Origin of the sequence: Methylobacterium frigidaeris (genome assembly GCF_022179185.1) — a bacterium.
Lineage (GTDB): Bacteria > Pseudomonadota > Alphaproteobacteria > Rhizobiales > Beijerinckiaceae > Methylobacterium > Methylobacterium frigidaeris.
This window is the reverse complement of the sequence record NZ_BPQJ01000012.1, coordinates 86,299-110,730: the sequence shown is the minus strand read 5'-3', so window position 1 is coordinate 110,730 and position 24,432 is coordinate 86,299. Positions and strand designations below refer to the sequence as shown.

Genomic DNA, 24,432 nt, shown 5'->3' with positions numbered 1-24,432 from the left:
CGGCTGCAACCGATGACCGTCCCGATCTCTCGCCCGTAATATGTCACGCAATCAGGCTGCAACGCCCGGCTCGTAAACGCCCTCCCATCGACGGTCCGACACGGTCGAGACGAAGGACAAACGATGCTGAGCGTCATTCGATTTCTGGCCACGGCCGTCATCCTGGCCGGCTGGGCCCCGCTGTCGCCTGCCGGATCGGCCCATATCGTCCCGATCGATCTGACGGGCGGCACCACGGGCGAGGCGCCGGCTTCGGAGAATACCTGCCCGCTGCGGGCGTGGCCGTATATCGGCTGAGCACCGATCGACGGACGGATGGGTGTCCAGGGGCAAAACAGCGCGAGCCTCTCCTCTCAAGCGTAGGAGAGGAGAGGCTCGCGGCCGATCTTCAAACGAGTGTCGTCGGACAACCCTGCGTCAGGCGGGGGAGAGAGCGGCCCCCTCCCCCACATCGTGACGTCAATACGCGTTCTCGGTCTTGAACAGCGCCAGCGGGGTCATCGCCAGGATCTGCAGGTCGAAGAACACCGACCAGTTCTCGATGTAGTACAGGTCGTGCTCGACGCGGCGCTGGATCTTCTCGTTGGTGTCGGTCTCGCCGCGCCAGCCGTTGATCTGGGCCCAGCCGGTCATCCCGGGCTTCACCTTGTGGCGGGCGAAGTAGCCGTCGACGACCTGATCGTAGAGGGTGTTGGCGGCCTTGGCCTGCAGGGCGTGCGGGCGCGGCCCGACCAGGGACAGGTCGCCCTTCACCACGTTGATGAGCTGGGGCAGCTCGTCGAGCGAGCTCTTGCGGATGAACCGGCCGACCGGGGTCACCCGGGGATCGCCCTTGGTGACGATCTTGTTCGCCGCATGGTCGCACTGGTCGGTGTACATCGAGCGGAACTTGTAGACCTCGATCACCTCGTTGTTGAAGCCGTGGCGCTTCTGCCGGAAGAAGACCGGGCCCGGTGAGGTGAGCTTCACGGCGAGCGCGACCGCCAGCATCACCGGCGAGAGCATGAGCAGCAGCACGGCGCCGACCACGCGGTCGAACACGCCCTTCACCACCACGTCCCAGTCGGCGATCGGGCGGTCGAACACGTCGAGCACCGGCACCGAGCCGAGATAGGAGTAGCTGCGCGGGCGCAACCGCAGCTTCGAGGCATGGGCCGAGAGGCGGATATCGACCGGCAGCACCCAGAGCTTGGCCAGCATCTGCAGGATGCGCGCCTCGGCCGAGATCGGCAGGGTGAACACGATCAGGTCGACCTTGGTGCGGCGGGCGAAGGTGACGAGGTCGCTGACGGTGCCGAGCTTGGGGTAGCCGGCGACCACGTCGGCCGAGCGGCCGTCGCTGCGGTCGTCGAACAGGCCCACGACCTTGAGGCCGGAATCGCCCTGCGCCTCGATCGCCCGGATCAGCGCCTCGGCCGGCTCGCCCCCGCCCACGATGGCGACGCGCCGGTCGAAGCGACCGCGGCGCATCTGCGCGCTCACCACCAGCGACAGGACCAGCCGCTCGGCCACCAGCAGCGCCAGCCCGCCGCCATAGACGGTGCCGAGCCACAGCCGCGAGTAGTTGTCGCCGAGCTTGGCGAAGAACAAAGCGGTCGCGGCGAGCAGCATCACCAGCGACCAGCCGAGCACGACCCGGGCGCCGACGCTGAAGAAGGCCCGGAACGCGCGGATGCCGTAGGCGCCGAGCGCCTGCAGCACCAGCACGTTGAGGGCGGCGAGCCCGAGGATCGCCGCGACGTAGCCGAGATGCAGCGGCACCACGCCGGCCAGCAGCCAGCGCTGGGCGCACAGGCCCGCGAGCGCCACGAGGACGAATTCGAGGGCGCGGACGCAGCCGGTGAAGACCACCGGCGAGACGACCGGATCCGGCCGCACCGGCGCCACCGTCTCGGCGGGCGGCACGGCCTCGCGCTCCAGGGTCGGGCGGCCCAGCGATCCGGCTTGGTCGGCTGCCACGGTCTTGAGGATATCGCGGACGTCGAACGCACTCATGGCACGGTTCCGGTCTCGGTCACGACGGGGAAAACCCCGCATCGGCCGGGGGTTAGGAGCGCGATCCTGCCGGGAAGCCCTGACGGAAGGCTTAAGGCGACCGCGTCGGGTTTGTTGAAAATCGGCGGGATCGGGAAGCGGGGTGCGGCGTCGGCCGGGCTCAGCGCCGGACCCGCGCGGCGGCGTAGCCGGCAAGCCCGTCCTCGGCCATCCGGTCCATCGAGAAGCGGCAGCGGACGAAGGCGCTGAGCGCCGCCGCCTCGCCGGAGCGCTGCTCGGGGTCCTGGTCGACCTTGCGCAGGATCGCCTCTCCGAGGGCGGCGACGTCGCGCGGCGGCACCAGGGCCGGCGCGGCGGGCCCGAAGATCTCCGGGATGCCGCCGACATCGGTCGAGACCAGGGGCTGAGCGGCCGCCGCCGCCTCGAGGATCACATAGGGCAGCGACTCGGCGAGCGAGGGCACCACCATCACGGTGGCGCGGCTCAGAGCCGCGCGGATCGGCTGCGGCGGCTCGAACTGCACGTCCTCGGCGAGGCCGAGGGCGGCGACGCGGTTGCGCAGGGCGACCTCGTCCGGCCCCGAGCCGACCACCAGCAGGGTCAGCCGCCGCCCGTGCTCCCGGCGCAGGCGCGCCACCGCCTCGAACAGCACCGGCACGCCCTTCGCCTCGCGCAACTCGCCGATATAGACGAGGTCGAACGGGTCCGGGCTCGCGTCGATCGGGGCGAACTCGGCGGCCGAGATGCCGTTGTGCACCACCCGCACCAGTCGATCGGTCGGGCCGACATAGGCCCGGTAACGCCCGGCGATATAGTCGCTCTCGAACAGGAAGACGTCGGTGCGGCGGGTGAGCAGGCCTTCCGCCACCATGTAGAGGCGGTGGAGCGGCGTCCCCGGGCGATAGTTGAAGCTGCCGCCATGCGGCGTGTAGGCCCGCACCGGCCCCACCCCGCTCCCGATCGGCACTAGGCGGGCGAACAGGCCGCCCTTGGAGCCGTGCCCGTGCAGCACCGTGGGTCGCGCGCGGCGCACGAGGCCGGAGAGCGCCGCCAGGGCGGCGAGATCGCGCGGATGCGGGTTGCGGTGCATGGGCAGCCGGGTGATGCCGAGAGACAGGTGCGGCGTCAGCTCGGCGAGCACCGCATCCGCCCGGGCGCCCCCGGTGCTCGCATCGCAGAACAGCCCGACCGCGTGGCCAGCCTGCGCCTGCAGCCGCGCGACGTCGAGGACGTGGCGGAACAGGCCGCCGACCGGAGCCCGAAAGACGTGCAGGATCCGCTCCCGCGGGGCGGTGGCGGGCGAGGGCTGCGGCGCGGCCTCCGGCGGCGCGGGATCGGCGGCGAGGCGGAGTTGGGAGGCGGCCACGGGCATGTCCTCGAGACGGAAGGCGGCGCCGCGGCGCGCGGCTGCCGACATCTCGCCTCAGGCCCGTCGCCGCGAGGTTAAGCGGCCGAAGCGAAGACCAGTCCGGACTGCGATGAGTGCGGGCGTGGTTAACCGCCGGTCAGCGCAAGTCGAAGACCGTGCGAGCACCGTCAGGTTTCAGAACCACCGCTCCTTGACGACGATCGTGTCGCCGGGGCGGACCGGATAGGTCATCGGCACGATGCCGGAGACGAGGCCGGTCGGTCCCTCGCGGGTGAGCACGGCGTAGTCGCGGGCGGCGCGGGGGCCGAAGCCCGCCGCGATCGCCACAGCGGTCTCGACCGTCATGCCGCTCACGTAGGGGTACTGGCCCGAGGTGGTGACCTCGCCCAGGATGAAGAACGGCCGGTAGACCTCGACCTCCACCGTGACGTGGGGCTCGCGCACGTAGCCGTCGCGCAGACGGGCCTCGATGGCGCGGGCGGCCTGGGCGGTCGAGCCGCCGGCGACCTTGATCGGGCCGATCAGCGGCATGGCGATGCGTCCGGCCCCGTCCACCGCGTAGATGTTCGAGAGGTTGTCCTGCCCGAAGACGATCACCCGGAGACGGTCGCCGGCGGCGAGCGAGTAGGCCGCCCCGATCGATCCCGTGCCCGTCTCGTCGAGGAGCGCCGTGCGGTACTCGGGCCGCAGGCAGCCGCCGAGCGCGAGCGTGGTCGCCAGACCTGTGAGAAGGGCGCGTCGGTTCATCGCTTCCGGCCAGTTCAAGTCGTCTCGGTGATCTTGTCCCCAGGCCTAGTGGACCGTGGTTAATGAACTCTCACCCGTCGCCGGACGGCGATCGTCGAGGAGGATTTGGGTCTTAACCGCGCGGCAACCTTAATCGAGTGTGCTGACGGCAGGGCCCGGTCCGGGCCAGTCCCGCCTCCTATCGACGGTCCGCAATGCCCCGCGTCTTTCCTTTCGCCGAGCGGTCGCATGCCCGCCTGCCCGACCGTCTGGCCGGCCGGGGCCGCAAGGATTCCAAGACCCCCGGCTCCACCTCCAAGAGCCCGGAGGCGACAAAGGACGCGAAGACCGCTCGTGACGACGTCCCCGATGCGATGGCCTGGGAGCGCAGGAGCGAGGACGGCCTGACCCTCGGCGATGTCGGCCGTTTGCTGCGGCGGCGCTGGCTCGTCATCCTGCTGCCGACCGTGGTTGCGTTCGGGCTCGCCGTCACCTTCGTGCAGGTCGTGACCCCGCGCTACACGGCGGAGGCCAAGCTCCTGCTCGAGAGCCGCGACAGCGCGCTCACGCGGCTGCAGCAGGACCGGGGCGAGCTGCCCCAGCCGATCGACGAGCAGGCGGTGGCGAGCCAGGTCCAGGTGGTGATGTCGCGCGACATCGCCCGCGAGGCGATCAAGAGCCTCGGCCTCGTCGGCAATGCCGAGTTCGACCCGATGGTCAACGGCGTCGGTGGTCTCCAGCAGGTGCTGGTGATGCTCGGCCTCGCCCAGAACCCCCTCGACCGTGAGCCGGTCGACCGGGTGATGGAGAAGTACTTCGAGCGGCTGCTGGTCTATCCGGCCGGCAAGTCGCGCATCCTGACGATCGAGTTCCGCTCGAAGGATCCCGAACTGGCCGCGAAGGCCGCCAACACCATCTCGGACCTCTACCTCTCCTCGCTCGCCGCCGCGAAGGTCGATACCGCCCGCTATGCCTCGACCTGGCTCGGCACGAATATCGAGACCCTGCGCAGCCGCGTCGCGGAGGCCGAGGCGAAGGTCGAGGCGTTCCGGGCCCGCAACGGGCTGATCGGCAGCGGCGGCACCACCAACCAGCCGCTCGCGGCCCAGCAGCTCGCCGAGATCTCGACCCAGCTGACCCAGGCCCGCGCCGCCCAGGCCGATGCCGGCGCCAAGGCCAAGCTGATCCGTGAGATGCTGAAGGACGGCCGCGGCTTCGAGATCCCGGACGTCGCCAACAACGAGCTGATCCGCCGCCTGGTCGAGCAGCGCATCGGCCTGAGGGCGCAGCTCGCCCTCGAGGCCCGCACCCTGCTGCCGCAGCACCCGCGGATGAAGGAGCTGCGCGCCCAGCTCGAGGGCCTGGAGACGCAGATCCGCGCCGCCGCCGACCGGGCGGTGCGGACGCTCGAGAACGATGCCCGCATCGCCGGCAGCCGGGTCGAGAGCCTGCAGGCGGCAGTGGACGCGCAGCGCTCCATCGTCGCCAAGGCGAATGGCGACGAGGTCGAGCTGCGCGCCCTGGAGCGTGAGGCGAAGGCCCAGCGCGAGCAGCTCGAATCCTATCTCGGCCGCTTCCGCGAGGCCGCGGCCCGCGACGCGGCGAGCGCCGCCCCGGCCGATGCCCGCGTGGTCTCCCGCGCGGTGGTGCCCGACCTGCCGTCCTTCCCCAAGAAGTTGCCGATCGTCATCTTCGCCACGGTGATCGCCCTCCTGTTCGCCATCGGCAGCGTCGTCGCCAAGGCGCTGCTCGCCGGCGATCCCCCCGGGCGCGGGCGCGGCCGTCCCTCCAGTCGCCCGCCTCTTCGCCGGCCGGAGACCGAGCCGGTGCCGGAGGCGCCCGTCGCGGTGGCGCCCGTCCACCCCCCGGCCACGCCCGCGGCAGCCTCCGCCACCCGTCCGCCCGAGCCGGAGGTGGCTGCAGCGCCCGTGCCGGTCTTGTCCGCCGCGCAGGTCTTGCCCACCGAGCAGGTTTTGCCCGCCGAGCGTTTCCTGGCTGCCGAGCAATTCTTGACCGCTGAGGCACGCCCGGTCGCCGAGCCGGCTCCGTCCCCGGTCGTGCCGCCTGCGGAGCCGGCCCCGCCCGTGGCGGCGGCCGCCCCCGCCGACCGCGTGGCGCCGACAGCGCCGCGTCCGTCGGTCGATCCGGTGCTACCAGCTGCGACGGTTCCGCCCGTCGAGGCGGCCTCCGTCCCACCCGCGCCCGGCGCGACGGCCCCGCTGCCCTTCGAGGCCCGCTACGACCTCGACGTGCTGGTGGCGCGGCTCGACGCGATCGAGACAGCGGGAGGCGGCCGGCGCGTGCTCCTCGTCGGCACCGGCGGCGAGACCGATCTCGGCGGCCTCGCCCGCAGCCTCGGCTGCGCCGCGTCCTTGCACGGCCGTGCACTCCTGGTGCGCCTCGATGGGTCGCAGGATGCCCGTCCGGGCCTCCTCGACCTCGTCGCCGGGCGCGCCGACTTCACCACCGTGATCCAGCCCGATGCGAGCCCGCGCCTGAACCTCATCGGCCGCGGCCGCGGCGAGGCCGAGACCCTGGTCGCCGGACGCGACGCGCTCGGGCTCACCTTCGATGCCCTCGGCGAGGCCTATGACTGGGTGATCGCCTGCCTCGGCGACGGCTTCTCCGCCGGGACCTGGCCAATGGTGAGCGCGATCTCGGCCTGGATGGATGCGGTGGTGATCGCCTCGAACGCCGAGGCCGACGACCCGCGCCTCGTCGGCCTATTCGACACCGCGGAGGCCGCCGGCGTGCCGGAGGTGATCGTGGTCCAGGACCGGGCGCCAGCGGGGGTGCCGGTGCCGTCCTACCCGCTGCGCCGGTCGGCCTGAGCGGGCGTGCGGTCCCCGGGCGGCACATGCCGGGCTGGGGCCACCCGCGGAGGAGAGGCATGGGTCCTCTCCTCCGCGGGCAGACGGGATCCCGCGCGGCCCGATCCGCGCCTCGGCAGCCGGATGCGCCGATCGGCGCCGGTGTCCTTGCCATCGGAAAAATGCATAAGGTGGAGCGACGGCCCCTTTTTCGGCTTCCCGCAACCTGAGCGGGCGGCCCCGAGACCCCGCCATGCGCCTCCTCCTCGCCACCGCCCTCCTCGCCCTCGCCGCCGGCTCCGCCGCGGCGCAGACCGAGACTCCTGCCCCGCTCGGCTCCGCGCCCGCGGGCGTCACCGCGCCGGAGGCGGTGCCCGCGCCCCCCGCGGCCGGCCGGCGCCAGCCCCGCCGGGTCGATGGCGCGGGTCCTGCCGTGGCCAAGCCGGCGGTCGCGAAGGCCGACGGGGCGGAAACCCTCCGCAAGGCCCAGGCCGCCACCGCGGCCCGCGACAAGGCCTGGGACGTGCGGATGAAGCGCACCCTCGGGTCGATCTGCCACGGCTGCTGAGCCGGTCGGGGCTCCCGACGCGGAGGCGTGCCGATGATCCGCTTCGAGGGCGCGGCCAAGACCTATCCCGGGCAGACCGAGCCCGCGCTCGACGCGTTCGATCTCGCGGTCGAGGCCGGCACGACCTGCGTGCTGATCGGCCCGTCGGGCTGCGGCAAGTCGACCGCCCTGCAGTTGGTCAACCGCCTGGTGGTGCCGAGCGCCGGCCGGGTCCTGGTCGAGGGCCGGGACGTCGCCGGACTCGACCCAATCGGGTTGCGCCGCCGCATCGGCTACGTGCTCCAGGGTGTCGGGCTGTTCCCGCACCGCACGGTCGCGCAGAACGTCGCGACCGTGCCGGGTCTCCTCGGCTGGACGCGGGCGCGGATCACGGAGCGGGTCGACGCGATGCTCGACCTCGTCGGCCTCGAACCCGGCCAGTATCGCGACCGGCGGCCGGACGCGCTCTCGGGGGGGCAGCGCCAGCGCGTGGGCGTCGCCCGGGCGCTCGCCGCCGACCCGCCGGTACTGCTGATGGACGAGCCCTTCGGCGCCGTCGACCCGGTGGCGCGCACCCGCCTGCAGGACGAGGTCCGGGGGATCCTGGGCCGGCTGCAGAAGACCGTGCTGATGGTCACCCACGACATCGACGAGGCGGTGCGGATGGGCGACACGGTCGCGCTGATGCGGGACGGACGCCTCGTCCAGGTCGCGCCGCCGGCAGCGCTGCTCGCCGCTCCGGCCGACGCCTTCGCGGCGGAGTTCGTCGGCGGAGACCGGCTGCTGCGCCGTCTCTCCCTGCTGCCGGCCCGCGACCACGCCGAGCCGGGCCCCGCGGGCGACGCACCGCGCCTGTCGCCCGACGCCTCGCTCAAGGACGCTCTGGCCTTGATGCTGGCGAGCGGGCGGGAGCGTGTCGGCCTCGCCGGGGGCTCGGTGACGCTCGCGGCCCTGCGCGCCGCCGCCGAGGGCGGTCCTTCGGCGTGAAACTTTATCTGCGGCCTCCGATGGTGTAGGCGCGGCGATCCGTTCCGCCCGTCCGCGGCGCGCGCCCTCTTCCACGGGCGCGACGCCGCCACCGAGGTCGCCCCCGATGTCCACCCGCCTCGCCGACACCTTCGCCCGCTGCCGCGCGGAAGAGCGCGCCGCCCTCGTGACCTACGTGATGGCCGGCGATCCCGATGCCGAGACCTCGCTCCAGGTGCTGCGCGCCCTGCCCGAGGCCGGGGCCGACATCGTCGAGTTCGGCCTGCCCTTCACCGACCCGATGGCGGACGGGCCGGCGATCCAGGCGGCGGGGCTGCGGGCGCTGAAAGGCGGGCAGACCCTCGCCGGCACCCTGGATCTGGTGCGCCGGTTCCGGGAGGAGAACACCGGCACGCCGGTGATCCTGATGGGCTACTACAACCCGATCTACATCTACGGCGTCGCCCGCTTCCTCGACGAGGCCAAGGCGGCGGGGATCGACGGGCTGATCGTGGTCGACCTGCCGCCGGAGGAGGACGACGAGCTCTGCCTGCCGACGATTCAAGCCGGCCTCGCCTTCATCCGCCTCGCCACCCCGACCACCGACGAGGCGCGGCTGCCGGCGGTGCTCGCGAACACCGCGGGCTTCGTCTACTACGTGTCGATCACCGGCATCACCGGCACCGCGACCCCGGATTTCGGCGTGGTGGCCGGCGCGGTCGAGCGGATCCGCCGCCACACCGACCTGCCGGTGGTGGTCGGCTTCGGCGTGAAGACCGGCGATCACGCCGCCGCCATCGCCCGCTCCGCCGACGGCGTGGTGGTGGGCTCGGCGATCGTCGCCGCGCTGGCCGGCACGCTCGACGGCGAGGGCCGGGCTCGAGCAGGCTCGGTCGAGGCGGTGACGACCCTCGTGCGCGAGCTTGCCGCCGGCGTGCGCGATGGTCGCGCGGGCTGACGCCGACACACCATATAAGCCGACACGAACCCGACGACCGAGGAGCGATCATGGTCGAGGCGATGAACTGGATCTCCGAGGTCGTGCGCCCGAAGATCAAGACGCTGTTCAAGCGCGAGACGCCGGAGAATCTCTGGGTGAAGTGCCCGGAGACCGGCCAGATGGTGTTCCACAAGGAGGTGGAAGCCAATGGCTGGGTGATTCCGGGCTCGGAGCACCATCTGCGCATCACCGCGCAGCAGCGCCTGAAGCTCATGTTCGACCAGGGCACCTGGCTCGACGTACCGCTGCCCGAGGTGGCGGCCGATCCCCTGAAGTTCCGCGACGAGAAGCGCTACGCCGACCGGCTCAAGGATGCCCGCGCCAAGACCGGGATGACCGACGCGTTCAAGGTCGGCTTCGGGCGCGTCTCGGGCCTGCCGATGACGCTGGCGGTGCAGGATTTCGGCTTCATGGGCGGCTCGCTCGGCATGGCCGCCGGCGAAGCCTTCGTGCGCGGTGCCGAGACGGCGCTCGAGAAGCGCACGCCCTACGTGCTGTTCGCCGCCTCCGGCGGGGCGCGGATGCAGGAGGGCATCCTGTCGCTGATGCAGATGCCCCGCACGACGGTGGCGGTGCGCCGGCTCAACACGGCCCGCCTGCCCTACATCGTGGTGCTGACGAACCCGACCACCGGCGGCGTCACCGCCTCCTACGCGATGCTCGGCGATGTGCACCTCGCCGAGCCGGGAGCGCTCATCGGGTTTGCCGGTCCGAGGGTGATCGAGCAGACCATCCGCGAGAAGCTGCCCGACGGCTTCCAGCGCGCCGAGTACCTGAAGGAGCACGGCATGGTCGACCAGGTCGTGCATCGGCGCGACCTGAAGGGCACGGTCGCGCGCCTGTGCGGGCTCTTGATGCAGGTGCCGGTCGAGTCCCCTGCGGCGCAGGTCGAGGCCAGGGCGGAGGCGAAGCCCGAGGCCAAGCCTGAAGCGAAGTCCGAGGGCAAGCCCGTGCCGGCGTGAGGCGCCGCGCGGGCCCGTCCCGCTTCGCCGGACTCGTCGACCTGATCCCGACGTCGTCGGGATTGCGGGCCCGCCCCGCCTCTGATCCTCTCTCGCGACCCGCCGCCGGACCGGCGGCGAGCGAGGTCTTGAGTCCCCCGCGAGACCACCGATGGAATCCTCCGACGCCCTGATGGCGCGCTTCCTCGCCCTGCATCCGCGCACCATCGACCTGTCTCTCGGCCGCATCGAACGCCTGCTCGCGGCCCTGGGCCACCCGGAGCGGCGCCTGCCGCCGGTGATCCACGTGGCGGGGACGAACGGCAAGGGCTCGACCATCGCCACCATGCGGGCGATCCTGGAGGCCGGCGGCCTCTCGGCCCATGTCTACACCTCGCCCCACCTCGTGCGCTTCCACGAGCGCATCCGCCTCGGTGCCGTCGGCGGCGGGCGCTTCGTGCCGGAGGACCGGCTGGCCGAGGCCTTCGCCCGCTGCGAGGCGGTGAATGCCGGCGCGCCGATCACGGTGTTCGAGATCACCACCGCGGCGGCCCTGCTGCTGTTCTCCGAGGCGCCCGCCGACGTGCTGCTGCTGGAAGTGGGCCTCGGGGGGCGGGTCGACGCCACCAACGTCATCGACCGGCCGGCCTGCGCCGTGGTGACGCCGATCGGCCGCGACCATGCCGAGTATCTCGGCGACACCGTCGAGGCGGTGGCCGGCGAGAAAGCCGGCATCTTCAAGCGCGGCTGCCCGGCGGTGATCGCCCCGCAGGACTACGCCCAGGCCGATGCGGTGCTCTGCGCCCGGGCCGAGGCGGTCGGCGCCGGGCCGATCCTCGTCGGCAACCAGGATTTCTCCGCTCACGAGGAGCGCGGCCGGCTGGTCTACCAGGACGAGGACGGGCTCCTCGACCTGCCGCGGCCGCGGCTCGCCGGTCGTCACCAGATCGTCAATGCCGGCACGGCGATCGCGGCCCTGCGCGCCGCGGGCTTCGGCGACATCGGCACCGAGGCTTTCGAGGCGGGCTTGTCCGCCATCGAGTGGCCGGGCCGGCTGCAGCGCCTGCGCCGCGGCCGGCTCGCCGGGCTCGTGCCGCCGGGCTCGGAGCTCTGGCTCGACGGCGGCCACAACATCGACGGCGGGCGCATCCTCGCGGCCGCGATGGCGGACCTGCAGGAGCGCGGCGACGCGCCGCTCGTCCTCGTCTCCGGCCTGCTCGGCACCAAGGACGCGGAGGGGTTCCTGGCCAATTTCACCGGCCTCGCCCGCTTCCTGGTGGCCGTGCCTCTCACGGGACAGATGGCAGCCCGGCCGGCCGAGGAGATCGCGGAGATCGCCGGGCGGGTGCGATTGAGCGCCGCGACGGCGCCGAGCCTCGAGGCGGCCCTGGTCTCCCTGGGCGACCGGGCCTGGGAGCGTCCGCCGCGGGTGCTGATCTGCGGCTCGCTCTACCTCGCCGGGGCGGCGCTCTCCGCCAACGGCACCCCGCCGACTTGACGTTCCTCACGCCCGCGGCTCGGCGGGTGCGACGAAGCGAAGCGTTGCGGTGTGGTGAATGGCGCGGGACGGCGCATCCGTTACATGAGGGGGAAACGCGGGATGGTTTGCCGGCAGACTTGACATTTCCCCCCTTCCGCAACCGGTCCGTGTCGTTGCCGCACCGATGTGGCTGAACTGCTACATCGTGGGACCGGGAAATGGTCTAGCTTGGCCTCGATCGGGGAACCTGCTGGGGACCATCATGAAGAAACTCCTGAGTGCTTTCGCTGCCTTCACCGCGCTGACCGCCGCCGCTTCGGCCGCGGACCTGCCGCGCCGCGTTGCTCCGCCGCCGGTCTTCACGCCGGTGCCGGTCTTCACCTGGACGGGCTTCTACGCCGGTTTCAACGCTGGCTACGGCTTCAACACCGCTGACACCCGCGCCCCGACCGTCGTCGGCGTGCCGGCCGGCACCACCCTCGGCAACACCGTGTTCGTGAACGCCGCCGGCGCTCCGACCTCCGGCGTGCTCGCCTTCGCCAACCGCAACAGCAACGACGGCTTCGTCGGCGGCGGCCAGATCGGCTACAACTACCAGTTCACCCCGGGCTCGGGCGTGGTCGTCGGCATCGAGGCCGACGCCCAGTACGTCGACTTCGGCCGTGACCGCAACCGCTTCGCCTTCGCCACCGCGCCGGGCGGCGGCATCGCCCCCGGCACCCTGGTGTTCAACCCGAACGGCATCTCGGGCCTGGACTTCTTCGGCACCGTGCGCGGCCGCCTCGGCTACGCCTGGGACCGCACCCTCGTCTACGCCACCGGCGGTTTCGCCTACGGCTCGGGCGGCGGCCGCGACTTCGGCCTGCCGAACAGCTCGCGCGACGAGTTCCAGACCGGCTGGACCGTTGGCGGCGGCGTCGAGTACGCTCTGCCCACCGACTCGTTCCTGAACTTCTTCCGGTCGTCGGCCGTGACCCTGAAGGTCGAAGGTCTGTACGTGAACCTGGATCAGGGCAACCGCAACAACGGCGTGTTCGCGCAGACCACCAACGGCACGCAGTACTCGGTGTTCTCGCCGGGCGTGGTGTCGGTCGGCCCGGCCAACCTGTACCGTCGCGAGACCGAGTTCGCGGTCGTCCGCGCCGGCCTGAACTACAAGTTCGGCTCCTACTAAGACCCGATCGTCCGTCCTCCCGACGGAGCGGAGCCCGGCCTCACGGCCGGGCTCTTCGCGTTTGGACACACGGATCGCGCGTCGACGACGCGGTGACGACCGCCACGGCGAGGGGGGTTCCTCCTCGTTGAAGCTTGGCCGCAGCTCCGGCACGCTGCCGAATCATGGCTCCCCACGTCTCCCGTGCCGGGGCGCCCGGCCGGAGACCAGCACCATGCGCGACACGCGCCTCAACGCCCTCGCGGAGGCAGCCCGCCGCCTTCGGGCCGGTGATCTCGGCGGAGCCTGGGCGGCCCTGCCGCAGGGTCTGCGCGACATCCCGCGGAATGTGCCACGGAGCTTGGCCCGGCAGGCCGATGACGGCCTGGCGTGGCTGCGCGACCGGCTGCTGGGCCCCCATTCCGGAGCGGCGCCCTCCCCCGGGCGCTTCCTGTCCGAGAGTTTCGCGGGTCCGCCGGGGCGGCGCGCCTACCGCCTCTACGTGCCGGGCGGCTATCGCGGCCGGCCGGTGCCGCTGGTGGTGATGCTCCACGGCTGTACCCAGTCGCCGGAGGATTTCGCCGCCGGGACCGGCATGAACGCCCTCGCGGAGGCAGAGACCTTTCTCGTCGCCTACCCGGCCCAGACGCGGAGCGCCAATCACGCCCGCTGCTGGAACTGGTTCAACCCCGCCGACCAGGGCCGCGACCGCGGCGAGACCGGCGTGATCGCCGGCATCACCCGCGCCGTCACGGCGGCCTACGCGGTCGATCCGCGGCGAGTGTACGTCGCCGGGCTCTCGGCCGGGGGCGCCGCGGCGGCCAACGTCGCGACGGCCTATCCGGACCTCTACGCGGCTCTCGGCGTGCATTCGGGTCTCTGCGCCGGGGCGGCCCGCGATCTGCCGGGCGCGCTCGCGGCGATGCGCGACGGCGCCACCGGGGACGCGGCCGCGATCCCCACCATCGTGTTCCACGGCGACCGCGACACCACCGTGAACCCGAAGAACGGCGCGGCGCTCATCGCCGCCACCGGCGGGCGCCTGATCCGGCGCGAGGGGGCACAAGCCCCGAACGGCCGCGCCTTCGAGTGGAGCGTCTACGCCGATCCCGCCGGCCGCCCGGCCTTCGAGCACTGGGTGATCCACGGCTCCGGCCACGCCTGGTCCGGCGGCAGCCAGGCCGGCAGCTACACGGATCCGCAGGGGCCCGATGCCACGCGCGAGATGTGGCGGTTCTTCCGGGCGCATCCGCGCCGGAACTGAGGACGGGGGGCATGCGGGAGGAGAGGCACCGGGCGCGCCAGCACCGGTCCGGCCTGTCGGGGCTCGAGGCGGTCTCGATCTCGTCCGACCGTGCCTTCCCGCGACACGCGCACGACCATTACGGCATCGGCGTCATCCTGCCCGGCGGGCACCGTTCGTGGAGCGGCATCGGCGCCGTCGAGGCGTTCCCCGGCGACCTCATCAGCGTCAATCCGGGAGAGATCCACGACGGCCTCCCGGTTCGGGCGCAGAGCCGGGCCTGGCAGATGCTCTCCCTCGATCCACCGCTTCTCACGACCTGATCCGGGACGCGATGCCCGGAGACGTCGAGATCACCCGTCCGGCCTTGAGCGATCCGCTCCTGGCCGGGCGGTTCGTCCGGCTCTTCACGGGTATCGCTGCGGCCCGGCCGGAGCCCATCTCGGTCGAGCAGGCGTTGGTCGCGCTCCTTGTCCCCCTCCTGTCGCGTTACGGCAGCCGCCCGGCCCGGCGGTGCGGCCCGCCGCCCTTCGTCGCCCGGGCGCTGCGGCGGCTGGAGGACGCCCCCGGCGAGGCGGTGACCCTGGCGGAGCTGGCCGGGATGTCGGGCGTCAGCCGCTTCCAGCTCCTGCGGGGCTTCTCCCGCGCCATCGGCACGACGCCGCACGCCTATCTGGTGCAGCGGCGCGTCGGCTGCTCGCCGCATGCCGCAAGCCCGCCGAGGTGGCCGCCTGCCCTTCCCCGATGCGGCCTTCGATCACGCCTTAGTCTGCTTCGTGCTGGAGCATCTGCCCGAGCCGGCGGCGGCCCTCGCGGCCCTGGCGGAGCTGGGCCGGGTGGCGCGGCCGGGCGGGAGCCTGACGGTAATCGAGGGCGATCACGGCTCGGTCCTGCTTCATCCGAACAATCCACGGGCGCGGGCCGCCATCGCCTGCCAGGTGCCTTTGCAGCGCGCGGCCGGGGGCGATCCGGAGATCGGCCGCCGCCTCGGGCCGCTCCTGCGGCAGGCGGGCCTCGCAGGAGTGCGGGTCTCGGCGCGGCTCCTTCATGCCGACGGGTCCCGGCCGGCCCTCGGGGACGGCTTCGTTCGCCGGACCTTCGCGGCGATGGTCGCGGGCATCCGGGACGAGGCGATCGGGGCGGGCTTGACGGACGAGGCCGCGCTCGATGCCGGCCTCGACGCCCTGCGGCGCCGGACAGCACCTTCTGCTACACGTTCTTCAAGGCCACCGCCGACGTGCCGGCGGGGATGACCCCTCACCGGTAGTCGTTCGGGTCGAGCCCGTGGCGGGCGATCTTGTCGTAGAGGGTCTTGCGCGGGGTGCCGAGGGCTTCGGCCGCCGCCCGCACGTCGCCGCCGGCCATGATCAGCTCGTCGCGGATCAGGCTGCGCTCGTGACGGTCCATCTGCTCGGCCAGCGTCGCCGCCTTCGCGGGCTCCGCCTGCGCGGGGCCGGCGGGAGTGAGCCCCAGGGCGCAGCGCTCGGCGAAATGGCCGAGCTCGCGCACGTTGCCGGGCCAGTCGTGCCGGCTCAGGTGCTCGCGGATCGCCGGCGTCACCGGCGGCGGCGCGCGGTTGAAGCGGGCGGCGGCCTTGCGCAGGAAATGCTCGAACAGGAGCGCCACGTCCTCGCGCCGCTCGCGCAAGGGCGGGATCGCCACCGAGACGACGTTCAGGCGGTAATAGAGATCGTCGCGGAAGGTCCCTTGCGCGGCGGCCTGGCCGAGATCGATCTTGGTGGCGGCTACCACCCGCATGTCGACGGGCTGGATCGCGTTGGTGCCGAGGGGCTCCACCACCCGCTCCTGCAGCACGCGCAGGAGCTTGACCTGGATGGTGAGGGCCATGCTCTCGATCTCGTCGAGGAACAGCGTGCCGCCATCGGCGTGGGCGATGCGCCCGACCCGCTTCTTGAGCGCCCCCGTGAAGGCGCCGGCCTCGTGGCCGAACAGCTCGCTCTCCACCACCGTGTCCGGCAGGGCGCCGCAATTCATCGCCACGAAGTTGCCCTTCGCCCGGCGGCTCCAGCGGTGGAGCGCGCTCGCCACCACCTCCTTGCCGGAGCCCGTCTCGCCAAGCACCAGGACGTCGACATCGGCCTCAGCCACCTCGCGCACGAACTGGCGCAGGCGGGTGATGCCCGGCGAGACGCCGAGGAAGGCCGGGTCCTCCGCCACCGCGGCGTCGAGGCGGGCGCGCAACGAGCGGTTCTCCTGCACCAGCGCCCGGCGCTCGAGCGCCCGGCGCACCGAGGCGACCAGGGTCTCGGCCGGATAGGGCTTGGCCAGGAAGTCGTAGGCGCCCGAGCGCATCGCCCGCACCGCCATGGTGATGTCGCCGTGGCCGGTGATCAGGATCACCGGCAGTTCGGGGTCGGCCTCCTGGATGGCGGCGAACAGGCCGAGCCCGTCGAGCCCCGGCAGGCGCACGTCGGTGACGACGACGCCGGGGGGCTCGGCCAGGATCGCCCGCAGGGCCGATTCGGCGTCGGCATGGGTCTCGACGGTGAAGCCCGCGAGGTCGAGGCTCTGGCCGTTGGCCCGGCGCACCTCCTCCTCGTCGTCGACGAAAATCACGCGTTGGGACGGCGCGCTCATGCGGCGGCTCCGGGGACTGCATCGGCTCCCTGCGCCGCTGCGGGCGCCAGCGGCAGCTCGACCCGGAACAGGGCGCCGCCCTCGGGCGAGGCGCCGGCCGAGAGTGTGCCGCCGTAATCCTCGACGATGCCGCGCGAGATCGCCAGGCCGAGGCCGAGACCGCTGGCCTTGGTGGTGAAGAACGCGTCGAACACCTGGGCGCCCCCCTCGGGCAGCCCGCCGCCATTGTCGCCCACCTCCAGCACCGCGCGCTCTCCCATGACCCGCACCGTCATGGCGATGCGTGGCTCGTTCACGCCCGCGACGGCGTCGAGGGCGTTCTGCACCAGGTTGACCACGACCTGCTCCAGCCGCGGCCCGTCCCCTAGGACATAAGGCGAGGGTTCGGGCAGTGCGAGGGCGAGGTCGATGCCGTCGAGCCGCCCCTCCACCACCTCGAGGCTCGCCCGCACCACGCCCGCGAGCGCCACGGGGTCGCGCCGCCCCGAGGCCTTGCGGGCGAAGCCCTTGAGCTGACGGGTCAGGCCGGCGATGCGCTCAGTCAGGCGGCCGACGGCAGCGAGGTTCTCGGTCGCCTCGGGGAATCGCTCGCGCTGGATCAGGATGCCGGCATTGTCGGCGTAGGAGCGGATCGCGGCGAGCGGCTGGTTGATCTCGTGCGCCATGCTGGCGGCGAACTGGCCGAGGGCCGCCAGGCGGCCGGCATGGGCGAGTTCGCGCCCGAGGCGCTGGCGCTCGGCTTCCGCCCGCTGCCGCTCGGCGATCTCGGCCTTGAGCTGGCGGTTGGCCTCGGTGAGCGCCTGCGTCCGCGCCCGCACCCGCTCCTCCAGCTCGGTGCGCCGGGCCGCCGCCTCGGCGAGGCTCGCCCGCAGGCGCCGCCGCCGCCCGACGATCTCGGCGAGGCCGAGGCAGGCGAGGCCGACCGCGAGGCCGGCGATGACCTGGGCCTGGATCCGCTCGCGCGCCACCGCCACGCCGACCCGGGTCAGGGTGTGGAGCTGCCAGGTCGTGCCCGGGATGGCGGCGTCGAGGGGGAGCGCCAGCCGCGCCGGCTCCGCCCCGTTGCCGACCCGCCGCAGGGTTCCGTCCCCTGCCGGGTGGAGCGGCAGGGGCTTGAGGGGCGCGTCACCGAATTCGAGCCGCTCGCGGATCAGCCGACGCTCCTCCTCCGGCACCGGCCGCAGGGTGCCGAAGCGCCAGGCCGGCTCGCTCGCCACGAGCACGATGCCGCGGGGATCGGTGACCATCACGGCCTCGCCGCCCTTCTCGCTGCCCTTGCGCCAGGCGGCCTCGATGCCGTCGAACTCGACCTTGACGACCACCACCCCGGTCCGTCCTCCGGGGCCAGCGACCCGGCGGCTGAGATAGAGGCCGGGCCGGCCGCTGACGGTGCCGAGCGCGAATTGCCGCCCCGCCCCCTCGTCGAGCGCCTGCTGGAAATAGGGTCGGAAGGCGTACATCGCCCCGACGAAGCTGCCCGGCTCGCCGGCATTGCTCGCCGCGACCGCGGTGCCGTCCTGGCGGATGACGTAGATGACGGCCGCCCCCGAAGCCCGGGCGATCTCGGCGAGGCGATCGTTGACCCGGGCCAGCAGCGCCGGGTCCGGCGAGGGTCCGACCACCGCGGTGATCTCCGGGTCGCTGGCCAGCGCCAGCGGCAGCGAGCCCTGCTTCTGCATCTCGGTACGGAAGGCGGCGACATGGAGCGCCAGCGTCGCCGAGGCCGAGCGCCGGAGGTCGGCGAGCGCCGCCCGCTCGGCGTAGCGGCCGGCGAGGAGGGCCGCGGCCAGAACCAGTGCGAGGCTCAGGAGCCAGGGCAGGGCCGGGGAGCGCGGCCACGCGCGCCAGCCGGTCACGGCCGCCCCGTAGGGCTGCGGGACCCGGTCCGGGCGGTTGCGGATTTCCGGAACGGATCCCGCCCCGCGTTGCGGCGCGCCGGAAGGCCCTCCGGGGCCGGCTCCTCCTGTGTCATGAAAACCCTTTTATTTTTCTACACTTAACAAAAAATTTCGATTTTCCGCCGGCTGGCACGCCGGTTGCCATTGTGTGTCCGTCCGCGGCCTGCCGGTGCGCGGCAGGCCTGCACCAGATCGAACCCCGCCGAGAGGCCAAAACCAAGAGCGTCCCGCGGTCCGCCGCGAAATGCCACCCCGCAACGAGCCATTATAGGGAGAACGTCCGATGGCTACGATCCCGCCCCCGCTGACCGCGCCGCACGCGCCGCCGGCCCCGAAGCCGATCTACAAGACCCTCTATTTCCAGGTCCTGGTCGCGGTCGCGATCGGCATCACGCTTGGCCACTTCTACCCGGCGCTCGGCGCCGACATGAAGCCGCTCGGCGACGCCTTCATCAAGCTCGTCAAGATGATCATCGCCCCGGTGATCTTCCTCACCGTGGTCTCCGGCATCGCCGGCATGACCAACCTCGAGAAGGTCGGCCGGGTCGGCGGCAAGGCGCTGATCTACTTCCTCACCTTCTCGACGCTGGCACTGATCGTCGGCCTGATCATCGCGAACCTCGTCCAGCCGGGCGCGGGGATGCACATCGATCCGAAGTCGCTCGATCCCAAGCAGATCGCGATGTACGCCGAGAAGGCGAAGACGCAGACGATCACCGACTTCCTGATGAACATCATCCCGTCGACGGCGGTGGGGGCGTTCTCGGGCGGCGAGATCCTGCAGGTTCTGTTCTTCTCGGTGCTGTTCGGCTTCGGCCTCGCCTTCCTGGGCGAGCGCGGCAAGCCGGTGCTCGACTTCATCAAGATCCTGTCCGAGGCGATCTTCGGCGTCGTCCACATCATCATGAAGGTCGCTCCGATCGGCGCCTTCGGCGCGATGGCCTTCACCATCGGCAAGTACGGCATCGCCTCGCTCGCCAACCTCGCCTACCTCGTCGGCGCGTTCTACCTGACCTCCGCGATCTTCGTCTTCGTCGTCCTCGGCGCGGTCGCCCGCTACAACGGCTTCTCGATCGTGAAGCTGATCCGCTACATCAAGGAGGAGCTGCTGCTCGTCCTCGGCACCTCGTCCTCCGAGTCGGCCCTGCCCTCGCTGCTCGAGAAGATGGAGCGTGCCGGCTGCTCGAAGCCCGTCGTCGGCCTGGTGGTCCCGACCGGCTACTCGTTCAACCTCGACGGCACCAACATCTACATGACCATGGCGGCCCTGTTCATCGCCCAGGCGACGGACACGCCCCTCACCTACGGCGAGCAGGCCCTGCTGCTCCTCGTCGCGATGCTCTCCTCCAAGGGCGCGGCGGGCGTCACCGGCTCGGGCTTCATCACCCTGGCGGCGACCCTCGCGGTGGTCCCCTCCGTGCCGGTCGTCGGCATGGCGCTGATCCTCGGCATCGACCGCTTCATGTCGGAGTGCCGGGCCCTCACCAACTTCATCGGCAACGCGGTCGCCTGCATCGTGGTCGCCCGCTGGGAGGGTGAGGTCGACATGGACCGCCTGAAGGCCGCCCTCGACGGCAACCCGCTGCCGCTCGAGGAGACCGGCCCGGTCCCGGCCCTCCAGGCCGCCGAGTAAGACAGGATCCGGGGCTGCGGCCCCGGGCTGAAGGACGGGGCGGCCCTGCGCGCGGCGCGGGGCCGCCCCTTTCGTTTTCCGGGTTATCGTCCTGCCCTGGTTTCGGGAGGATTCGCGATGGCGGGCGGCGACTGGCGCGGGATGGACCGCGCGACCCTGAGCAGGGCCTACGACAATTCCGGCGCGGTTCCGGGCAGCAGCGCCTTCATGGCGGCCTTGCGGGAGCGCAGCGCGGCGTTCCGGGAGACGCATTCCGACGAGCTGGACGTCCCCTACGGCGATGGGGCGCGGCAGCGTTTCGACCTTTTCCGCTGCGGCCGGGCGGGCGCGCCGCTGCTGGCCTTCATCCATGGCGGCTACTGGCAGCGCAACGACAAGCACGGCTTCTCCGCGCTCGCCGAGGGCCCCCTCGCCCGCGGCCTCGACGTGGCGATGATCGGCTACACCCTCTGCCCCGAGGCGACGATGACGGCGCTCGCCGCCGAGATCCCGGCGGCCCTCGCCCGCCTGCGCGCGCATGCGAGCCCACCCCGCCTCGTCGTGTCGGGCTGGTCCGCCGGCGGCCACCTCGCGGCCCTGGCGATGGCCTGCCCCGAGGTCGATGCGGGCCTGGCCGTCAGCGGCATCTTCGACCTCGCACCGGTCCGGCGCACGGCGCTCGACGACGCGCTCCACCTCACCGAGGACGAGGTGGCGGCGCTCTCGCCGATCCGGCACCTGCCGCGCCAGGCCGGGCCGCTCGCCGTGGCGTATGGCGGCAGCGAGCTGCCGGAGCTGTGCCGGCAATCGCAGGTTTACCAGGCCGCCTGGGCCGGGACCGGGCTCCCCGGTGACCTCCTGCCCCTCCCCGGCGACGACCATTTCACGGTGCTCGACCAGATGATCCGGCCGGACGGGGCGTTGACCGAGGCGGCCCTGCGTCTGGCGGCGGGCTGACCCTGCGGCCTGCGGGGCTCGCCCCCTCGCGGGCCTCGCCCTAAAGCTACGGCGCCGGATTGACCGCGCAGGCCGGGGGCCTGCGCGAGGGACAGGGAGCAGGCATGGGCCAGCACCACGACCACGCGCACGACGACGACGATCACGGGCACGATCACCATGCTCATGAGCACGGTCACCACCACCACGGCCCTGGCCACGTCCACGCCCCGGCGAATTTCGGCCGCGCCTTCGCGGTCGGCATCGCGCTGAACACCGGCTTCGTGCTGATCGAGGGCGTCTACGGCGTCCTGACCGACTCCGTGGCCCTCCTCGCCGATGCCGGCCACAACCTCTCGGACGTGCTCGGCCTCGTCGTCGCCTGGGCGGCGGCGACGCTCGGCCGGCGCCAGCCGACGGCGCGGTTCACCTACGGGCTGCGCTCGTCGTCGATCCTGGCAGCTTTGTTCAACGCGGTGTTCCTGCTGGTCGCGGTCGGCGCCATCGCCTGGGAGGCGGTGCAGCGATTCAGCGAACCGGCGCCGGTCCCGGGGCTCACCGTCACGATCGTGGCGCTCATCGGCATCGCGGTGAACGGCGTCACCGCCTGGCTGTTCGCCTCCGGCCGCAAGGGTGACCTCAACGTGCGTGGTGCCTACCTGCACATGCTGGCGGATGCCGCGGTCTCGGCGGGCGTCGTCGTGGCTGGCCTCGTCATCCTGTGGACCGGCTGGACCTGGGTCGACCCGGTGACGAGCCTCGTCATCGTGGCGGTGATCGTCGCCGGCACCTGGGGACTCCTGCGCGACAGCGTCGTGCTGTCGCTGGACGCCGTGCCCCCGGGCATCGACCCGGCCGACGTGCGCCGCTGCCTCGCCGAGCGGCCAGGCGTGGCGGAGGTGCACGACCTCCACGTCTGGCCGATGAGCACCACCGAGACCGCGCTCACCGCCCATCTGGTGATGCCGGAGGGCCATCCCGGCAACGCCTTCCTGCATGAATGCGCCGCTGCTCTGCGCCAGCGCTTCGGCATCGCCCACGTGACGCTCCAGGTGGAGCTGGCCGGTGGTCCGGCCTGCGCGCTGGCGCCGGACCACGTGGTGTAGAGCGCCCTCACCCCGCCTTGCGCACCGGCTGGCGCGCCAGCACCGCCTCGGCGGCACGTCCCGTCAGCTCCGCCCGATGGTCGAAACGGGTGGTGAAGGTGCCGACCCCGGCGGTGGCCGAGCGCAGCTCGACGATCAGGTCGGTCATTTCGGCCTCGGGGATCAGGGCCTCGACCACGTCCCAGCCGGACCAGCCGGGCCGCGCGTCGAAGCCGAGGATCTGGCCGCGTCGGGCGGTGACGAGGCCGGTGGCCCGCGCGGTGGCGCCGCTCGGCACTGCCATCGAGACCGCCAGGATCGGTTCGAGCAGCACCGGCCCGGCCTTCGCCAGGGCGTCCTCCATGGCCAGGCGCGTAGCGGCCTGGAAGGCGGCATCCGACGAATCGACCGCGTGCGCCGCCCCGTCCTTCAGGGTCACGGCGATGTCGACCACGGGAAAGCCGAGCGGGCCCTTCGTGGTGAAGGCCCGGGCGCCGGCCTCGACCGAGGCGATGTACTGGCGCGGCACCGCGCCGCCCACCACCTCGTCCTCGAACAGAAATCCCTCGCCCCGCGGCAGGGGCCGGACGGCGAGCGCGACGTCGGCGAACTGGCCGTGGCCGCCGGTCTGCTTCTTGTGCCGCGCCCGCGCCTCGGCGGGACCGCGGATCGTCTCGCGATAGGCGATCCGCGCCCGCTCGGTCTCGACCCCGATGCCGAAGCGCGAGGCGAGGCGTTCCACCGCGACCCGCAGGTGCATCTCGCCCTGGCCGGAGAGGCGCAGGTCGCCGAGCTCGGCGCGGTGCTCGACGAGCAGCGCCGGATCCTCGTCGGCGAGCTTGGTCAGCGCCGCCGAGAGGCGCACGTCGTCCTTGCGGTCGCGCACCCGGAGCGCCAGGGCGTGGACCGGCTCGGGCGGCGGCAGGTGGACCAGGGCCGCCGGCGCCTCGGCCCCGGTCGTCAGCGTCTCGGCGGTGGCGATCGGATCGAGCTTGGCGAGCCCTGCGACCTCTCCCTCCTGCGCCTCCGGCACGCGGCTGCCGGCTGCACCCGCGAGCTGGGTCAAGCCCGCCACCCGGGCGGCGCCGCCGGAACCCGTCACCGCGTCGCCCTCGCGGACCGCGCCGCGCAGCACCCGGCCGACCGAGAGCTTGCCGCCGAAGCCGGTATGCAGGGTCTTCATCACCTGGACGAGCGGCGCGCCCTCCTCCGCGACGCCGAGGCGCGCGCGGGTCTCGGACAGGCCAGGCGCCTCGTGCCGGACCGCCTTCAGCAGGCGGGTGATGCCGTGGCCGTGCTCGGCCGAGCCGAACAGCACCGAGACCACCTGGCCCTGGCGCAGCTCGCTCGCGAGATCGGCGAAGATCCGGTCCCGCTCCGGCTCGACCTCGGCGATCAGGTCCTCCATGAGCGCGTCGTCGTGATCGGCGAGGCGTTCCAGCATCGTGTAGCGCTCGGCCTTCTCCCGCGGCAGCTCGCCGTCGGGCAGGGCCACGACCTCGCTCGGCGCCTGCTCGCGCCAGATGAAGGCGCGCTCCAGTGCGAGATCGATGAAGCCGACCGCCGCCTCGCCCTCGATCAGGGGGATCTGGCGCATCAGCAGCGGCACCCGGGAGGCGGGTTGCAGCAGCGCCAGGGCGTCGCGCAGGGAGCCCGGCGCGGTCTCGGCCTTGTTGATGAACAGAAGGCGCGGGATCCCGGCGGCTTCCAGCTCGCGCAAGGTCAGCTCCAGGGCGGGCAGCTTGCGCTCGTCGGCCTCGCAGACCACGATCGCGGCGTCGCATGCCGGCAGCACCGCCCGCAGGTCGTGCGCGAACTCGATCGAGCCGGGGCAATCGATGAAGGTGAAGCCCTCATCCAGGAAGCGCGCCGTGGCGAAGGCGGGCTCGACGCTCATGCCGTGCGCCCGCGCCTCCGGCGAGGTGTCGCCGACCCGGGAGCCGGCGCGCCCGGGCCGGTCGATCGCGCCGGTGCGATGAAGGATGGCCTCGAGCAGGGCGGTCTTGCCGCTCTGGAACGGACCGACGATCGCGATGCACCTGTGCTGCGCAGCCACGTGACGTCTCCACCCTG

20 protein-coding genes are annotated in these 24,432 nt (G+C 72.5%); 14 read left to right on the top strand and 6 right to left on the bottom strand.

Going from position 1 to position 24,432, the window contains the following annotated elements; all coding sequences use genetic code 11:
- Window positions 1-123: 123 nt before the first annotated feature.
- Window positions 124-297, top strand: a complete 174-nt coding sequence (locus MFF64_RS14620) for a hypothetical protein (protein ID WP_165795858.1) — start codon at window positions 124-126, stop codon at window positions 295-297.
- A 162-nt stretch (window positions 298-459) separates the two neighbouring features.
- Here MFF64_RS14620 and MFF64_RS14615 read toward each other — a convergent pair whose 3' ends face one another.
- The 3 genes from MFF64_RS14615 to MFF64_RS14605 form a co-directional block, all read right to left on the bottom strand.
- Complete coding sequence (locus MFF64_RS14615; RefSeq protein WP_099907606.1) at window positions 460-1,995, bottom strand: undecaprenyl-phosphate glucose phosphotransferase; 1,536 nt, start codon at window positions 1,993-1,995, stop codon at window positions 460-462.
- Between the two features lie 160 nt (window positions 1,996-2,155).
- Window positions 2,156-3,412: a glycosyltransferase family 4 protein gene (locus MFF64_RS14610; RefSeq protein ID WP_238191315.1), complete on the bottom strand. Its 1,257-nt coding sequence runs from the start codon at window positions 3,410-3,412 to the stop codon at window positions 2,156-2,158.
- Window positions 3,413-3,538: 126 nt separating this feature from the next.
- On the bottom strand, window positions 3,539-4,111 hold the full coding sequence (locus MFF64_RS14605) for a polysaccharide biosynthesis/export family protein (protein ID WP_099907610.1): 573 nt from the start codon (window positions 4,109-4,111) through the stop codon (window positions 3,539-3,541).
- A gap of 353 nt (window positions 4,112-4,464) precedes the next feature.
- Here MFF64_RS14605 and MFF64_RS14600 point away from each other — a divergent pair, with 353 nt between their 5' ends.
- The 10 genes from MFF64_RS14600 (at window position 4,465) to MFF64_RS14555 (ending at window position 15,483) form a co-directional block, all read left to right on the top strand.
- Window positions 4,465-6,921, top strand: coding sequence for a GumC family protein (locus tag MFF64_RS14600; protein WP_207768242.1), 2,457 nt, complete (start codon window positions 4,465-4,467; stop codon window positions 6,919-6,921).
- 232 nt (window positions 6,922-7,153) lie between these two features.
- A complete protein-coding gene (locus MFF64_RS14595; protein ID WP_099907605.1) occupies window positions 7,154-7,468 on the top strand; it encodes a hypothetical protein in 315 nt (104 codons plus the stop codon).
- A gap of 33 nt (window positions 7,469-7,501) precedes the next feature.
- Window positions 7,502-8,434: an ABC transporter ATP-binding protein gene (locus MFF64_RS14590; RefSeq protein WP_238191313.1), complete on the top strand. Its 933-nt coding sequence runs from the start codon at window positions 7,502-7,504 to the stop codon at window positions 8,432-8,434.
- A 106-nt stretch (window positions 8,435-8,540) separates the two neighbouring features.
- Window positions 8,541-9,371: a tryptophan synthase subunit alpha gene (gene trpA / locus MFF64_RS14585; protein WP_099904257.1), complete on the top strand. Its 831-nt coding sequence runs from the start codon at window positions 8,541-8,543 to the stop codon at window positions 9,369-9,371.
- 50 nt (window positions 9,372-9,421) lie between these two features.
- Window positions 9,422-10,375 (top strand): acetyl-CoA carboxylase, carboxyltransferase subunit beta, encoded by a 954-nt coding sequence (gene accD / locus MFF64_RS14580; protein ID WP_238191311.1) that lies wholly within the window; start codon window positions 9,422-9,424, stop codon window positions 10,373-10,375.
- A gap of 151 nt (window positions 10,376-10,526) precedes the next feature.
- On the top strand, window positions 10,527-11,852 hold the full coding sequence (locus tag MFF64_RS14575; RefSeq protein ID WP_099904255.1) for a bifunctional folylpolyglutamate synthase/dihydrofolate synthase: 1,326 nt from the start codon (window positions 10,527-10,529) through the stop codon (window positions 11,850-11,852).
- 244 nt (window positions 11,853-12,096) lie between these two features.
- Window positions 12,097-13,008, top strand: coding sequence for an outer membrane protein (locus MFF64_RS14570; protein ID WP_238191309.1), 912 nt, complete (start codon window positions 12,097-12,099; stop codon window positions 13,006-13,008).
- A 214-nt stretch (window positions 13,009-13,222) separates the two neighbouring features.
- The gene (locus tag MFF64_RS14565; RefSeq protein WP_099900930.1) at window positions 13,223-14,251 is read left to right on the top strand and encodes an extracellular catalytic domain type 1 short-chain-length polyhydroxyalkanoate depolymerase; all 1,029 of its coding nucleotides are present in this window, start codon (window positions 13,223-13,225) and stop codon (window positions 14,249-14,251) included.
- 11 nt (window positions 14,252-14,262) lie between these two features.
- Complete coding sequence (locus tag MFF64_RS14560; RefSeq protein ID WP_238191306.1) at window positions 14,263-14,553, top strand: AraC family ligand binding domain-containing protein; 291 nt, start codon at window positions 14,263-14,265, stop codon at window positions 14,551-14,553.
- Between the two features lie 381 nt (window positions 14,554-14,934).
- The gene (locus MFF64_RS14555; RefSeq protein WP_207768266.1) at window positions 14,935-15,483 is read left to right on the top strand and encodes a methyltransferase domain-containing protein; all 549 of its coding nucleotides are present in this window, start codon (window positions 14,935-14,937) and stop codon (window positions 15,481-15,483) included.
- Between the two features lie 4 nt (window positions 15,484-15,487).
- On the opposite strand, the gene MFF64_RS14550 is transcribed toward MFF64_RS14555, so the two are convergent.
- Both MFF64_RS14550 and MFF64_RS14545 read right to left on the bottom strand, forming a co-directional pair.
- Window positions 15,488-16,828: a sigma-54-dependent transcriptional regulator gene (locus MFF64_RS14550; protein WP_099908713.1), complete on the bottom strand. Its 1,341-nt coding sequence runs from the start codon at window positions 16,826-16,828 to the stop codon at window positions 15,488-15,490.
- Window positions 16,825-18,684: a sensor histidine kinase gene (locus tag MFF64_RS14545; protein ID WP_099908712.1), complete on the bottom strand. Its 1,860-nt coding sequence runs from the start codon at window positions 18,682-18,684 to the stop codon at window positions 16,825-16,827. The genes MFF64_RS14550 and MFF64_RS14545 overlap by 4 nt, the downstream gene beginning before the upstream one ends.
- A gap of 325 nt (window positions 18,685-19,009) precedes the next feature.
- Between MFF64_RS14545 and MFF64_RS14540 the strand changes: the two genes are divergently transcribed.
- The 3 genes from MFF64_RS14540 (at window position 19,010) to MFF64_RS14530 (ending at window position 22,380) form a co-directional block, all read left to right on the top strand.
- Entirely contained in the window at window positions 19,010-20,359 is a 1,350-nt protein-coding gene (locus MFF64_RS14540) for a dicarboxylate/amino acid:cation symporter (RefSeq protein WP_099908711.1), read from the top strand.
- A 117-nt stretch (window positions 20,360-20,476) separates the two neighbouring features.
- Entirely contained in the window at window positions 20,477-21,295 is an 819-nt protein-coding gene (locus MFF64_RS14535) for an alpha/beta hydrolase (protein ID WP_099908709.1), read from the top strand.
- 104 nt (window positions 21,296-21,399) lie between these two features.
- Complete coding sequence (locus MFF64_RS14530; protein ID WP_099908707.1) at window positions 21,400-22,380, top strand: cation diffusion facilitator family transporter; 981 nt, start codon at window positions 21,400-21,402, stop codon at window positions 22,378-22,380.
- A 7-nt stretch (window positions 22,381-22,387) separates the two neighbouring features.
- On the opposite strand, the gene MFF64_RS14525 is transcribed toward MFF64_RS14530, so the two are convergent.
- Window positions 22,388-24,415: an elongation factor G gene (locus tag MFF64_RS14525; RefSeq protein WP_099908706.1), complete on the bottom strand. Its 2,028-nt coding sequence runs from the start codon at window positions 24,413-24,415 to the stop codon at window positions 22,388-22,390.
- Window positions 24,416-24,432: the final 17 nt, after the last annotated feature.